Annotated in this window: 12 protein-coding genes and 1 pseudogene; 6 read left to right on the top strand and 7 right to left on the bottom strand. The window is 74.1% G+C overall.

Going from position 1 to position 12,715, the window contains the following annotated elements; translation table 11 throughout:
• Positions 1-250 precede the first annotated feature (250 nt).
• Positions 251-934, bottom strand: a complete 684-nt coding sequence (locus ABGA98_RS35805; protein WP_347622863.1) for a TetR/AcrR family transcriptional regulator — start codon at positions 932-934, stop codon at positions 251-253.
• 108 nt (positions 935-1,042) lie between these two features.
• Between ABGA98_RS35805 and ABGA98_RS35800 the strand changes: the two genes are divergently transcribed.
• From ABGA98_RS35800 to ABGA98_RS35785, 4 genes and pseudogenes are all read left to right on the top strand, one after another.
• Positions 1,043-2,161 (top strand): serine hydrolase domain-containing protein, encoded by a 1,119-nt coding sequence (locus ABGA98_RS35800; RefSeq protein WP_347622862.1) that lies wholly within the window; start codon positions 1,043-1,045, stop codon positions 2,159-2,161.
• Between the two features lie 284 nt (positions 2,162-2,445).
• Positions 2,446-3,285, top strand: a complete 840-nt coding sequence (locus tag ABGA98_RS35795) for a histidine kinase (RefSeq protein ID WP_347622861.1) — start codon at positions 2,446-2,448, stop codon at positions 3,283-3,285.
• Positions 3,282-3,422 (top strand): annotated as a pseudogene (locus ABGA98_RS35790) (DNA-binding response regulator); the annotation flags it as partial. The gene ABGA98_RS35795 and the pseudogene ABGA98_RS35790, both read left to right, overlap by 4 nt.
• Before the next feature lie 61 nt (positions 3,423-3,483).
• Positions 3,484-3,756, top strand: a complete 273-nt coding sequence (locus ABGA98_RS35785) for a response regulator transcription factor (RefSeq protein WP_347622860.1) — start codon at positions 3,484-3,486, stop codon at positions 3,754-3,756.
• Positions 3,757-3,786: 30 nt separating this feature from the next.
• Here the strand turns inward: ABGA98_RS35785 and ABGA98_RS35780 are convergent, their stop codons facing one another.
• On the bottom strand, positions 3,787-4,509 hold the full coding sequence (locus ABGA98_RS35780; RefSeq protein WP_347622859.1) for a VOC family protein: 723 nt from the start codon (positions 4,507-4,509) through the stop codon (positions 3,787-3,789).
• 317 nt (positions 4,510-4,826) lie between these two features.
• On the opposite strand from ABGA98_RS35780, the gene ABGA98_RS35775 reads away from it, so the two are divergent.
• Positions 4,827-5,255, top strand: coding sequence for a MarR family winged helix-turn-helix transcriptional regulator (locus ABGA98_RS35775; RefSeq protein WP_347622858.1), 429 nt, complete (start codon positions 4,827-4,829; stop codon positions 5,253-5,255).
• Complete coding sequence (locus tag ABGA98_RS35770; protein ID WP_347622857.1) at positions 5,245-5,763, top strand: hypothetical protein; 519 nt, start codon at positions 5,245-5,247, stop codon at positions 5,761-5,763. Before ABGA98_RS35775 ends, ABGA98_RS35770 begins: the two co-directional genes overlap by 11 nt.
• 154 nt (positions 5,764-5,917) lie before the next feature.
• Here ABGA98_RS35770 and ABGA98_RS35765 read toward each other — a convergent pair whose 3' ends face one another.
• The 5 genes from ABGA98_RS35765 to ABGA98_RS35745 form a co-directional block, all read right to left on the bottom strand.
• Positions 5,918-7,045 (bottom strand): thiopeptide maturation pyridine synthase, encoded by a 1,128-nt coding sequence (locus ABGA98_RS35765; RefSeq protein ID WP_347622856.1) that lies wholly within the window; start codon positions 7,043-7,045, stop codon positions 5,918-5,920.
• A gap of 5 nt (positions 7,046-7,050) precedes the next feature.
• A complete protein-coding gene (locus tag ABGA98_RS35760; RefSeq protein ID WP_347622855.1) occupies positions 7,051-8,061 on the bottom strand; it encodes a lantibiotic dehydratase C-terminal domain-containing protein in 1,011 nt (336 codons plus the stop codon).
• Positions 8,058-10,658, bottom strand: coding sequence for a lantibiotic dehydratase (locus ABGA98_RS35755; protein WP_347622854.1), 2,601 nt, complete (start codon positions 10,656-10,658; stop codon positions 8,058-8,060). The genes ABGA98_RS35760 and ABGA98_RS35755 overlap by 4 nt, the downstream gene beginning before the upstream one ends.
• 119 nt (positions 10,659-10,777) lie before the next feature.
• Complete coding sequence (locus ABGA98_RS35750; RefSeq protein ID WP_347622853.1) at positions 10,778-10,954, bottom strand: hypothetical protein; 177 nt, start codon at positions 10,952-10,954, stop codon at positions 10,778-10,780.
• A gap of 47 nt (positions 10,955-11,001) precedes the next feature.
• Positions 11,002-12,711, bottom strand: a complete 1,710-nt coding sequence (locus ABGA98_RS35745; protein WP_347622852.1) for a SagB family peptide dehydrogenase — start codon at positions 12,709-12,711, stop codon at positions 11,002-11,004.
• Positions 12,712-12,715: the final 4 nt, after the last annotated feature.

Raw genomic sequence — 12,715 nt, 5'->3', positions numbered from 1 at the left:
GCCAACCGGGAGTATCGTGACTTGCTCATTCCGCTCCGCCCTGCACGCGTACGGGCCGCCTGGCCGCACCGCGGCGCCGAGATCGCCGATCGAGCATGCCGCGTCCGCTCTCCTAGGAAACAGGCGCTCACGATAGGCAGGATCCGGCCGCGGACCTAGGGGAACCGCCGAGGAGACGGCCTTGCTTGCCCCGGCCTTGACCCGCGTCGTCACGGGGGCCCGGGGGAGCCGGCAGGTCAGGTCGGCGCGTTCAGGCTCCGTTTCCCGAGCCCGGCGCGGGCCGGGGGATCCTGGCCTCGATCGCGGTGAGCTGGGCGGCGAGGATCGCTTCGAACACGGCGTGGCGGTTGTCGGACAGGGGACGGATGTCGCGGGAGAAATGGGCCAGGGCGGGGAAGCGCGCGGGGTCGGCGCCCAGCACCGCGACGCGGAACGACTCGAGGCCCTGCTCGTGCTCTTCGGGGGTGATGCTGCCGGCCGCCGCCTCGGAGGAGATCAGTGCCGCGAGGAGGATCGCGAGCCGGTGGTAGTGCGCCGGGATCTCCTCGTCGGGCAGGCCCGATGCCCGCAGGGCCGTCAGCGTCTCCTCTATGACCAGCCGGGAGCCGGTGCCGCCCGAGACGTAGCGTGCCCAGATCACGGCGACCTGGGGATGCCGGGCGAAGGCCTCCCTCAACCGGGTGGCCACGGTGGTGATGCGCTGTTTCCAGTCGCCCTCGGGGCGGTAGCCGTCCATGGCGGCGATGAGGATGCGGTCGGTGACCGCGCGCAGCAGCTCGGTCTTGTTGCGGAAGTGCCGGTAGAGGCTGGAGGAGTCGGTCCCGAGGGCCGCGGCGAGCCGGCGCACGCTGAAGGACTCGGCGTCGCTCGTGCGGAGCAGCTCCGCCGCCGTGTCCAGGATCTCTTCGGTCGACCAGCGCCTTCGGCCTGCCATGTCACCCCTCTCGCCGCGACCCAACCTAGCCTATGCACTCACTGTTGCACGCACCGCGTGCATAATGGAGGCGACCATCCATCCACTCACGACGAGAGGACGCGCAACGTGAACAACCCCCTTGACGCCGCGGCGCTGCGAACCGCCATGGACAACATCCACCGTGCGGGGGTGCCCGGAGTGTTCGCCGAGGTGCGTGACGGCGACCAGATCTGGCGGGGGGCCGCCGGGGTCGCCGATGTCGCCACCGGCCGTCCCGTCACGGCCGACATGCGGCACCGCGTCGGCAGCGTCACCAAGACCTTCACCGCCGCCGCTGTGCTGCAACTGGCCGAGAGCGGCCAGATCGGGCTGGACACGCCGATCGGCCACTACCTGCCGCGGCTGGTCCCCGGAGAGCGCGGCGACACGATCACAGTCCGGATGTTGATCAACCACACCAGCGGCCTCGCCGAGTACCTCCCCTATGCCTACCCGTCCCTCAAGGCGTTCCCCTCCGTGGCGGACACGGGGCCGGAAAGCCTGGACGACCACCGGTTCACGCGGTTCGAGCCTGCCGATCTGATCGAGATGGGAGTCACGGCGCCCGCCGTCGGCACGCCGGGCGGCACCCCCGGGGTGTACTCCAACACCAACTACCTGCTCCTCGGCCGGCTCCTGGAACACGTGACCGGCACTCCCGCGGAGAAGCTGATCATCCGGAACGTCATCGACCGGGCCGGGCTGCCGGACACCCGGTTCCCGGACGGACCGCATGTCCACGGGCCGCACTCGCAGATGTACGAGGCGTGGTTCGGCATGATCGACCCGCCGCGCGACTACAGCGTCTACGATATGTCGTGGGTGGGCCCCTCGGCCTCGCTGATATCGACGATGGCGGATCTCAACCGCTTCTTCGGCATGCTGCTGGCCGGGGAGATCGTCAGCCCTTCGTCGCTGGCGCAGATGCAGCGCACCGTCCCGGTCGTCTCCCAGGAGGGGAAGGTGATCGACTACGGTCTCGGCCTCCACCCGACGGAGGTCCCCGGCGGCGGCACCTTCTGGGGCCACGGCGGCACGGTCTGGGGCGGCGGGACCCTCTCCATGACGCGCGCCGACGGCGGGCGGCAGATGTCCGTCGCGGTCAACCTGCAGAGGTGGAACAGGCTCGACGCCTCGGGGAAACCGCAGCCCCATCCCGTCGACGACGCGCTCGCGGCCCTCTACCGGGTGGCGATGGGCGGTTGATCCCGCCGGCGCCCCGGGTCTGGAGTACCGGAGACGCCGCGGTGGCGGGAGCCCGGTCCCGGTGCGAGATCGTTCCTGACGCCGATGAACGGCGGCATCGGCGTCAGCAGGCTGGCATACATGCCCGACGTCCGCGCCCGCCTGCACAGGATGGTTCTTCCGAGCCGTCTCCCTCGTGCCCGTTTCCGTTCACGCGGAGTGCTGGGGGGTGGACGTCTCGGATCGGGCGGTCGTACGCGCGGCGGCGATTGCCTTGCGGCCGCCGTCTGTGATGCGTTGGAGAAATGATCGTCGCGCTCTGGAAGAGCCGTCCCTGGACGGGAGACGCCGCGATCGTCACGGCGGTGCTGGCCGTGGCCGGCGGCGTGGCCGTCGTCGGCCAGATGCCCGCGACCGCGCCGTTCCCGATGATCCTGACCGTCACGCTCGCCCCGGCGTACCCGGTGGCGGTCGGGTACGTCGTGCGCCTGCGGGCGGAGCTGTCCCAGCGGCGCGAGCAGCAGATCGCCGAGAACGCGGCACGCGAGGAGCGCCGCCGCATCGCCCGCGAACTGCACGACGTGATCGCCCACCACGTCAGCGTGGTCGGCCTCTACATGGGCGTGGCCCGGCGGACGATCCCGACCGACCCGGAACGTGCCCGGACCGCCCTGCTCACCGGCGAGGAAACCGCCCGCCAGGCGATGACGGAGATGCGCCGCCTGCTGGACGTGTTGCGTACCGACGGCGAGCCGATCGACAACCAGGCGGGTGTCGGGGTGGCGCGGCTGCCGGCGCTGGTCGACGCGTCGGGCAACGCGACGCTGCAGGTGTCGGGTGAGGCCGTCGCCCTGCCGACGACCGTGGACCACGCGGTCTACCGCATCGTTCAGGAGGCCCTCACCAACACGCGCAAACACGCGGCCGGGGCCCGGTCGCGGGTGCGGCTGGCGTACCTGCCCGATCGGGTGGAGGTGGAGATCGACGGCGACGGGCCGGCCCGTCCGGCCACCGCCGGACCGGGACTGGGGCTGGCGGGGATGGCCGAGCGGGTGTCGCTGTGCGGCGGCGAGATCCGCGCCGGGCCCTCCCCTGAGGGAGGCTTCGCCGTACGCGCCCGCATCCCGCTGCCGGAGACGATGTGATCAGAGTACTGCTCGTGGACGACCACGCGGTCGTCCGCGTCGGGCTGCGCCTGCTGCTCGACACCGCACCCGATCTGACCCCGGTCGGGGAGGCGGCCGACGGCCTCGACGCGGTACGCCTCAGCCGCGACCTGCGTCCCGACGCCGTCCTGATGGACCTGCACATGCCGGACATGGACGGGGTGGCCGCCACTCGGCTTGATCGGCACCTTCGTGCGCCCGCCCCGCCCGCGCACGGTCGTGACGCCCGCCGAGTTGTCCGTGCTGAGCGAGCGGGAGCTGCGGGTGCTGGAGCTCATCGCGCGGGGCCTGTCGAACGCGCAGATCGCGGAGGAGGTGGGGTTGTCGGTGTCGACGGTGAAGAACCGGGTGAGCGACCTGTTCGCCAAGCTCGGCGTGCGCGACCGGGCCCAGGCGGTGATCGTCGCGTACGAGGCCGGGCTGGTGACGCCCGGCCACGGGCGTCCGTAGGGGCCTGCGCGCGATGCGGGACGGCGAACGCTATCGGGGGGTCAGCACGCAGAACTCGTTGCCGTCGGGATCGGCCATCACCACCCAGCCGACCTCGCGCTGGCCGATGTCGACGCGCGTGGCTCCGAGGGCGACCAGGCGGTCGACCTCGGCCTGCTGATCGCCGCCCGCAGGGGGAGCGAGGTCGAAGTGGAGCCTGTTCTTCCCGGTCTTCCGCGCCACCGGAGGACCACCCCACGTGATCTTCGGACCTCCGTGCGGCGAGCGGATCGCGGTCTCCTGGTCCTGGTCCCAGACCAGCGGCCACCCCAGCGCCTCGCTCCAGAAGTAGCCGACCTCCTGCGTGCCGTCGCACGAGAGCGCTCCGATGAACCCGCAGTCGGCGAGGAAGTTGTTGCCCGCCTCGATGACGCACATCTCGTTGCCTTCGGGGTCGGCGAGCACCACATGACCCTCCTCGGGGCGCTGGCCGACGTCGATGTGGCGCCCACCGAGCGCGAGCACCCTGTCCACCGTCCGCTGCTGGTCGTCGGGGGACGCGCTGGTCAGATCGAAGTGGATCTGGTTTTGGGTGGTCTTCTTCTCCTGGGTCGGCAGGCAGCGGATGCGGAACCCGGTGTCGTCGCCCGGCACGAGCACGAGGCCGTCGCCGGGGTCGTCGATCATCTCCCAGTCCAGGACCCCGGCCCAGAAGCGGGCGAGAGCTGGCGGGTCGTTGGCATCGATGCAGAGCGCGACGAGCTGGGAAGCCATCCGGCGTCTCCTATCTGCTGACTCGCTGGACGCGGGCAGAAGCCCGTCGTCCCGGCGCGTGACGGCAGTAACGCTAGCCGGGCCGATGCGTACGATGCCACGCATTTTGGGGCGACCTCAGGTGGGCCTCTCGCCCATCCTGTGCGCCAGGCGGATGAAGGTGTCGTCGGCCTTGTACGGGAAAACCCCGACGGGCGCCTGGGCCGCATCGCCGGCGATCTGTGGGGCGTCTCGGCCCACCCGCGACACCGAACGGCGATCTTTCCCACCAACCTATCTGGTTGCCCACTACAACTATGTGGTTGTATGGTCGAACCATGGCGGATGATCGCGAACTCCAGGAGGCCGTGGCCCGGTTCGTGCGGGCCTTCGGTCTCCACCAGCCGGACCAGACCCCGTGCGGGCAGCCCATCCCGACCTCGGAGGCGCACGCCCTGGGCGAGCTGGCCAGGGACGGCGCGTTGCGCCAGAGCGAGCTGGCGCACCGGCTTCGGCTGGAGAAGAGCACCACCAGCCGGCTGGTCACGCAGCTCATCAACCGTGGCTGGGCCGAGCGCACCCCGGCACCGGATGACGGGCGCGGCGTGCTGGTCCGGCTCACCCCGCACGGGGTGAATGCCGCGGCCCGTCTGGCCGAGGCCAGAGCCAAGCGGTTCTCCGCCGTTCTGGACCGCGTCCCCGAGGGGGAGCGTGCCGACGTGCTGCGCGCCCTGACCATCCTCACGGAGGCCATCGATGAAACGTAAGAATCGACGCGTCCAGGCGCTCCTCGCCGCGCTCGCCCTCGTCGTCGTCGTCGCCGCGACGGCGTACGCGCTCATCAACCGGAACGAGCAGCAGGCGCCGGCCGCCCGGCAGGCCGAGATCGCGGCCAAGAGCCGGACGGTGATGCCGTTCGACCTGGAGCGCACCACGCACCGCTTCGCCAAGGCCGCCACCGGCGGCGTGCAGACCGTCACCTCCGACGACCCCGCCGACGCCGAGCAGGTCGCTCTGATCCGCGAGCACCTGACTGCCGAGGCGGCGGGCTTCAGCAAGGGCGACTACGGCGATCCCGCCTCCATCCACGGCGGCGAGATGCCCGGTCTGCGCGAGCTCGAGGCAGGCCATGACCGTATCGACATCCACTACACGGAGGCCCCCGCCGGGGCCCGGATCACCTACACCACCTCCGACCCGGCCCTCCTCAAGGCGCTGCACGCCTGGTTCGATGCCCAGGTCACCGACCACGGGCGGCACGCCGAACACGGATGACTTCCGTGCCGGCGTCGGACAGCGTCCTGGTCGAGATCGTCGACCAGGACTTCCTCCCCTTGGTGCGGCACAGCTGACCCGCTGCCACCGATCGGCCTCGGAGAGAGAGCCGAAGGGTGACGGCCGTCCCTTGACCGCCGTCACCGGGCCGGCGTCAGCCGGCGGCTGCGGGGCGGCCGGCGAAGCGGCGCAGCGCGTCCAGCCCCGACAGGCCGTAGACGTCCTCCACCGCGTCGGCCAGCAGGTGGCAGGTCCTGAACCGGTCGAGCGGGGTGAGCCCGAGCCGCGTCAGGTGCAGGTAGGTGTAGTTGAGCAGCACACGGTAGCGCCGGAAGGCAGGGTCGGCGAAGATCGCCTCGTGGTAGGCGGGGTTGTCGAAGACCAGGCGTTGCAGCTCGCTCGGCTCGCGGTGCGGCGCCGGCGGGTCGCCTGGCCGCACCCGGAGGGCCTCACCGGGCTCGATCATCGGCTGGATCAGCCGGCCGTCGTCCAGTGCCGCGACCCGCCTGCGGTACCGCTCCAGCAGGGATGCCCACTCCCGTACGAACGGGACGGCCGGGGCGCCGCCGTCGTCCAGGCAGGCGACGACCTCGCGTACACGCCGCGTCAGGGCCGCGCGCCGCTCCCTGAAGCCGCGCTCGAAGAGGGCGCGGGCGCCTTCCGGGTCGGCCGCCCACGTGAGGTATCCCTCCGCGTGCATCCGGAACGACAGGTAGCTGCGGTCGATGCGCTGCGAGGTGTGGGCGATGGTCAGCATGAGGCTCAGCGCCAGCCCGATCCTGCTGTCGCGGCCCGCGCGCACGTGCTCCAGCATGCCGAACAGCAGCGGGGTGGCATCGACGTAGAACGCGGTGAGCAGGTCCACCGCCTCGTCGCTGCCGAGCACGTGCCGGCGCGAGTCGTACGGCGCGTCGCGGATGGAGTTGTCCGGCGGCCACGGCGTGAGCGGGCCGCGCTCCTGCTCCCGCTGGGCGAGCAGGCGGTGCCTGGGCAGGCTCTCGGCCGGGTCGAGCACGACGGTCGAGGGGTGTTCGCGCAGGTAGCCGCCGACGACCTCGGCCACGCGCGGGCGCACGACCCGCCGCCAGACGGCAGGCTCCGCCCTGACGTTGATCCGCAGGTGCGGGCCCTGCCGCCAGTGGCGCAGCACGTACGCTGCCGTCACCTGGCCGCGCAGCCCGTCGAGCAGCGGCCGCACGGCGTCCAGCAGCAGGCCGTCCTTGTCCGGCGCGTGGTAGTGAACGTGCACGCAGTGCCAGGCGGGTGTGTCGGAATCGGGCAAGCCGGTCAGGGGGACCACCTCCGGGAGTCGGCGAGGCCGGCGATGGCACGGCCCGCCAGGAACGACATGTGCTGCTCGGTTCCGGCGCGCAGCCCCAGCCGGTTGTGGAGCAGGTGCGCGCAGCGCATCAGGATCAGCGACACCGTGCGCCGCTCCGGCGGCGCGGCCAGGGCGAAGAACGCGTGGGGCGAGCCCGAATCGCGCGGCGCGCACCTGCCGGCGGAGCGCAGCGCGTCGAGGTCGTCGCGGAGCGCGCGCACCGACGACGCCCACGCGGCCAGCAGGCCGCCGCCCGACTCGGGCGTGTCCCACAACCTGCGCGTCTGCGCGAGCAGAGCGCTCTCGCGGCGCCGCCAATCCTCCTCGCTCCCGGGAGCCGGCGGGGCGAGAGCGGCGCCCGGCGCCTCGCTGGCGGCCCCGGCCAGGCGGCGGGCGGCGGCGGCCAGGTCGGGCTCGCACGCGGCGGCCGCGATGGTCAGCGCGGCCAGCCCGATCGCCGCCCGCCGCCCCATCTCCGTCCCGGCGCGCAACACCTCCAGCGCGAGCCGGCTCGACACCGCGAAATGCCGTTCCGCGGCGGCCACGCAGGCGGCGTCGCCGTACGCCTCGTACTCGGGCCGGTAGCCGATGAACGCGACCGAGCCGGCGGGGTGCAGCCGCTCGTCATAGTGCGTACGCCGCTCGCCCCTGGCCATGGCGGCGGCGAAGGCGCGGTAGGCCGCCGCGTCGACGGAAGGGGACGGGCGGGCGGCGAAGTGGGCCGCCGCCCGCTCACGTACCAGGTCTTGGACGCGCGGCCGCAGCGCCGGGTCCGGCACCTCCAGCCGCAGCCGCACGTGCTGGCCGCCCTCCCAGTAGCGCAGGAAGAAGGCGCGGCGCGCGGTGCCGTCCGCCGCCAGCTCCCGCGTCACCGGGTCCACCACGCCGGTGATCAGCGGGTCGAGGTCGCCGAAATGGAACAGGTGCGCGCCGACCCAGCCGTCCCCGGCGACCGCGTCCTCCCGCGCCGCCGTCATCGGCCCGGCCTTTCCGACAGCTGCACGACGTACTCGGTGACCCGGCCGCCCGCGCCGTAGCGGGGCGCCTGGTAGGGGTCGGGCAGCGCCTCTTCGAGCACCAGCAGCGCGCCGGGGTCGCGCAGCGTGCGGACGAACCCGGTCAGCAGCAGCAGGTCGGTGACGTCCACGTACATGGGCTTGCGGTCCTTGCTCAGCAGTCCCGCCAGCAGGCCGCGCCGGAGATCCACCACCCGGGCGAAGAACCGGCGGGGCACTCCGTGCAGCGCCAGCCACTCGGCCAGCCTGGGCAGGTAGGCGGCCTCGCCCTCGCCCTTGGCCGGTACCGGGAACGCGCCGGCCCGCAGCCGCCAGACCGCCCGCGCGACCGTCACCCGCCCGAGGTCCATCCGCGGCCAGCGCTCCACCACGCCGTCGGCCGGCGGCTCGGCCCGGGCGCGGAACACCCAGCCGGGCACCATCGCCGTGGACGGCTCGCCGAACGCCCGCACCAGGAACTGCAACCACGGCGGCAGCCAGTACTGGGCCGTCATGCCCAGGTGGACCGGCCTGACCGGGCGGCCCGCGGCGTCGAACAGCGTCAGCCGGTCGCTCCCGGGGTCGTAGCCGGCCACGAGGTCCGCCGGCGAGACCCGCGGGAGGTGCGCGTCGGGAGCGGTGAAGGGATGGTCGAGGGCGAGGTCGGCGGTGGCGGGGCGGACGTTGAGGCCGCCGCCGACGAGCCCGCGGCACTCGGCCACCATGACGTCGTCCTGCGCCGCCCGCAGGCCGGCGGCAGGCGGCGGCTCTCCGCCGGCCAGGGTGACCAGCCGGTGCAGCCGCGACAGCCCGCGCCCGTAGCCGGCGGAGACCGAGTTGACGACCGCGCGCACGCCGCCGGGACCCGGCACGGCCTGCAGGTAGCAGCAGATCGACCCCGGCGGCCGGACGAAGCGCGGCCAGTTCTCCGCCATGGCGGCCAGGCGGGGCACCGTGAGCTCCACCACCGGCTCGCCGCCGCCTGGCCCGGCGTCGGCCCGTTCCCAGAAGCTCCGCCGCAGCTCCGTCAGCCGCGTCAGGCCGGGCGGGTGCTCGGCGCCCGGCACCGCGCGCGTGCCCGCGACCGGGTCGCGCAGCATGCCGCGCAGCAGCGCCCCGCCCTCGCCCGGCGCCTGCCGGTGGATCTCGCGGTAGAGGTCCAGGGCGGCGACCCGCCCGCCGGGGCCGTACCGGTCCAGGAAGAACGCGGTGGCGGCGATCTTGACGGGCAGGTCGGGGTCGAACAGGCCGAGCAGCCCGCGCAGCGCGTCGAGGTCGTCGCACACCCCGCGCCAGGCCGTCGCGCTCAGCCGTCCGGCCACGCCGGGGATGACGGCGCTGTGCCAGAGCAGGTTCTTGCCGGGCAGCGACGGCCCTGGCGGCAGCACCTCGCTCAGCGCCGCCCGCACGACCCCGGCCGCCCGCGCGCCGTCGCCGGGGTGGGTGACACCGTCGCGCAGCGCCTCGGCGACCCGGCCGACGGCCCGCGCGTACGGCGCCGCACCGTCCTCCGCCAGCCACGACGCCAGCCGTCCCACCGGGTCGGCGCCCTGCTCGTCGTACGGCGGGACCAGTTCGAGCAGCCCCGCGTCGACCAGCGGCTCGATCCCCGGCGCGGCGGCCAGGGTGGCGGAGTCCCGCCCGCGCACCCAGTCGAGAGCCTCCCGCACCGCGGGGGTCGCGGCCACCCCGGACAGCGGCTCGCCGTGCCCGAAGCCGAGGAACCAGATCCGGTCGCCGTCGTCGGCGGCGGACGGGTTGACGCGCAGGCGCGCCCGCTCCCGCACCCGCCGGTGCCGGGTGAGCGCCGCCCACAGCGGGCGCAGGACCGCCCGGTCCAGCTCCACCATGACGTGCCAGGTCGGCTCGCCGCCGGTCCGCACGGCGGGACCGTCCGCCTCCCACCGGCCCAGGCCGCTCAGCGTGAAGGTGGCGTACGGGCTGGTCTTCACGCTCGCCCGGGCGAGGTAGCGGGCCAGCCGCAGCAGTTCCTGCCGGTCCGGCGGGCGGTCGGCGGGGCCGGCGAGCCAGGCTTCGAGCCGGCCGGCCAGCACCGCGCTGCCCTGGGCGAGGCCGTGGCGGAAGCCGGCGTCGGACACCGCCTCGCGCAGCACCGCCGTCTTCTCCCGCGACTCCTCCGCCAGCACGGCGGGCAGCGCGGCGCGCAACCCGTCCGCGCGCTGCCGCAGGGCGGTCCACGCGCTGATCCGGGCGGCCAGGTCCGCGGGCAGCGCCGCCAGCACTCCGGCGGACGCGGCCGGGCCGCCCGGCCGGCGCCCCGCGAACACCGCGCGCCGCAGGGCCACCAGCCCGGACTTCAGCGGACCCGGCGCCACGCCGCCGATCACATCGTGCAGCGGGCCGGACAACTGCGCGCCCTCCCGCCGCAGCCTGGCCGAGACGTTCGCCAGCTCGTCCACCAGCCGCCACGTCCGGGTGCAGCGCATCCGGTCGAGCCCGGCCACCGGCAGCCCTGCGACGCGGACTGCCAGAACGGGCGACAGGGCATAATCGGGATCGGCGAGCCCGGCAGAGTCGCCGTCCTCCGCGACGGGGACGGCGTGCGCTACATAGGTCAAAGGAACGCGCTCCTCGAAGGGGTTCGTCAGGGGCCGAGGGCGCCCACGGCACGGGCGCCCTCGGCCCTGCTCGTCATACCGGTGGCCGTACGAAGCTCACCGGAGGGCCGGCGCCGGCTCTACAGCTCCGGAGCCCAGCAGCTCATCGCCGTCAGATACGACGAGCAGTAGCCGGGGGAGGAGGAGGCGCCGGTCTCGATGGCGCCGTGCCCCTCCGCCACGATGGAGTCGGCGGACACGACGTCGATGGAGTCGACGTCCAGGCCGCGCAGGTCGAGTTTGAGGTTCTCCGACATGTGTGTCTCCTGACATGCGATTGATGATCATGCTTGGAACGAACGGGTCACGATGGCGTAGGAGCCGGCACCACCTCCTCGTCGGCGAGGACCGGGATGCGGCGGGCCACCACGGGCCCGCCGGTCGGTGGGGTGCCCATCGCCACGAAGGACAGGCTCCTCAGGGAGGTCGCGGCGAGGCCGAGCACCTCGTCGGTGGTCTCGTTCGCGCCGTCGGAGTGGATGCGCGCGGCCAGGCCGAGCGCCGCGGCGGCCAGCGCGGCCCGCTGCGCGACCAGGCCCGCCTCCATCTGCTGCATGCGATACCAGCGGTCCCCGAACAGGCGCGCGCCCGCGAGCGGATCGCCCACGGGAACCAGCGCGGCGGCGGCCCCGCGCAGCGCCACCCGCGTGTTGGCCAGCAGCCGCCCGGTGGCCACGGCCTCCACCTCGCCGGCCCCGGCCAGCTCGTGGAGCGTGTGCCGTGCCGGGTCGTACCAGTAGGCGCCGCGGGGCAGGCCCTCCACCCGCAGGGACAGCAGGCACAGCGCCGTCGCGGCCGGTCCCGTCGCGGCGCCGGGCAGGTCGGCCGGATAGCCGCCGCCGGCCGCGGCCAGCACCGCGCCGAGTGCCCTGCCCATGAGCGGCACGGGACGGTAGCCGGCCACCGGCGACGTACGGCGCGGCACCCCCGCGGCCGGGTGGGCGCCGGTCGCGGGCTCGGGAGCCGGGAGTGCCCGGCCCGCGCGCACCTGCGGCCGCGGCGGCGGCACGACGGCCGGCTCCGGCGAGCCGGGGGAGTGCGGTGCGTCCGCGATACGTGGTGCGCCGGGAGAGGCGGACGCGCAGGCCCGGTGCAGGGCGGCGGCGTGGCCGTCGGGCATCGTTCTGGGCAGCGGCCTGCTCTCATCGGCGACCGGCCGCGACATCAGCTCCCCGGCCGGAGGTGAGGCCGGCGGCGGCAGCGGCCTCCCGGACGACGGAGAGGAGGCGGGCGGCCGCCCGGTGTCCGGGGGCCGTGCCCCGCTGGACGGCAGGGTGAAGGTGAGCACGGCCAGCGTGGCCTCCCGGACGCCGTCGAGACCGAGCAGCCGGTCGACCTCGCCGTCGGGGAACCGCAGGCGGGCCCGGCCGGCCATCCCCAGCCGCCCGCCCACGGCCAGCGCCTGGGCCACGAGTACGCCGGTCTCCTGGCAGATCAGGCGGTAGCCGAAGTCGCCGTACTTGAACATCGACCGCCAGAACACCGCGGAAAGGAGGATCGCCAGGTCCGGCGCAGCGCCGCCCGCGGCACCGTCCGCAGCGCCGCCCGATGGGACGTCCGCGAGCAGGCCGGTCAGCGCCGGGACGTGGTCGTCGTCGCGCACGCGCTCCAGCACGTGGTGCACCGGGTCGTAGTGGTGGAGGGCGGCGGGCAGGCCGGGCAGGCGCGGCTCGCCCGCGGCCACGTACGCCTCGATCGGGTACAACCCTCCGCCCGACGGGGCGGGCCGGCCGGTGAGCAGCATGGGCGGCCGCCCCAGAGGCTCGCCGCCGTCGTCGAGGTGGTGGGACCACACGGTCCTGGTCATGCCGAGCAGGTCCCGCAGCAGCTCGCCGAGCAGGCCGAGGGCCGAGCCGTCACCGGCGGTCCAGGGCAGCCGCACGCGTTCGGCGCCGGGATAGCGCTTGTGCCGGGTCGGCGCGGCGGCCCAGTCGATGGACAGCGCCCCCCGGTTCCGCATGGCGGCCAGGTAGCGGCGCGTGGCCGCGCCGGGCGCGCTCGTCGCCGTGGTCATGTGC

This window comes from Nonomuraea sp. B1E8 (assembly GCF_039871515.1).
GTDB lineage: Bacteria > Actinomycetota > Actinomycetes > Streptosporangiales > Streptosporangiaceae > Nonomuraea.
Note: the sequence above shows the minus strand (reverse complement) of the source record. Positions and strands in the feature narration are given on the sequence as shown.

Bases quoted from the DNA above. Each gene is read 5' to 3' on its own strand.
- ABGA98_RS35805 (WP_347622863.1), bottom strand. From the start codon at position 934: ATGGCAGGCCGAAGGCGCTGGTCGACCGAAGAGATCCTGGACACGGCG.
- ABGA98_RS35795 (WP_347622861.1), top strand. From the start codon at position 2,446: ATGATCGTCGCGCTCTGGAAGAGCCGTCCCTGGACGGGAGACGCCGCG.
- ABGA98_RS35780 (WP_347622859.1), bottom strand. From the start codon at position 4,509: ATGGCTTCCCAGCTCGTCGCGCTCTGCATCGATGCCAACGACCCGCCA.
- ABGA98_RS35775 (WP_347622858.1), top strand. From the start codon at position 4,827: ATGGCGGATGATCGCGAACTCCAGGAGGCCGTGGCCCGGTTCGTGCGG.
- ABGA98_RS35770 (WP_347622857.1), top strand. From the start codon at position 5,245: ATGAAACGTAAGAATCGACGCGTCCAGGCGCTCCTCGCCGCGCTCGCC.
- ABGA98_RS35760 (WP_347622855.1), bottom strand. From the start codon at position 8,061: ATGACGGCGGCGCGGGAGGACGCGGTCGCCGGGGACGGCTGGGTCGGC.
- ABGA98_RS35750 (WP_347622853.1), bottom strand. From the start codon at position 10,954: ATGTCGGAGAACCTCAAACTCGACCTGCGCGGCCTGGACGTCGACTCC.
- ABGA98_RS35745 (WP_347622852.1), bottom strand. From the start codon at position 12,711: ATGACCACGGCGACGAGCGCGCCCGGCGCGGCCACGCGCCGCTACCTG.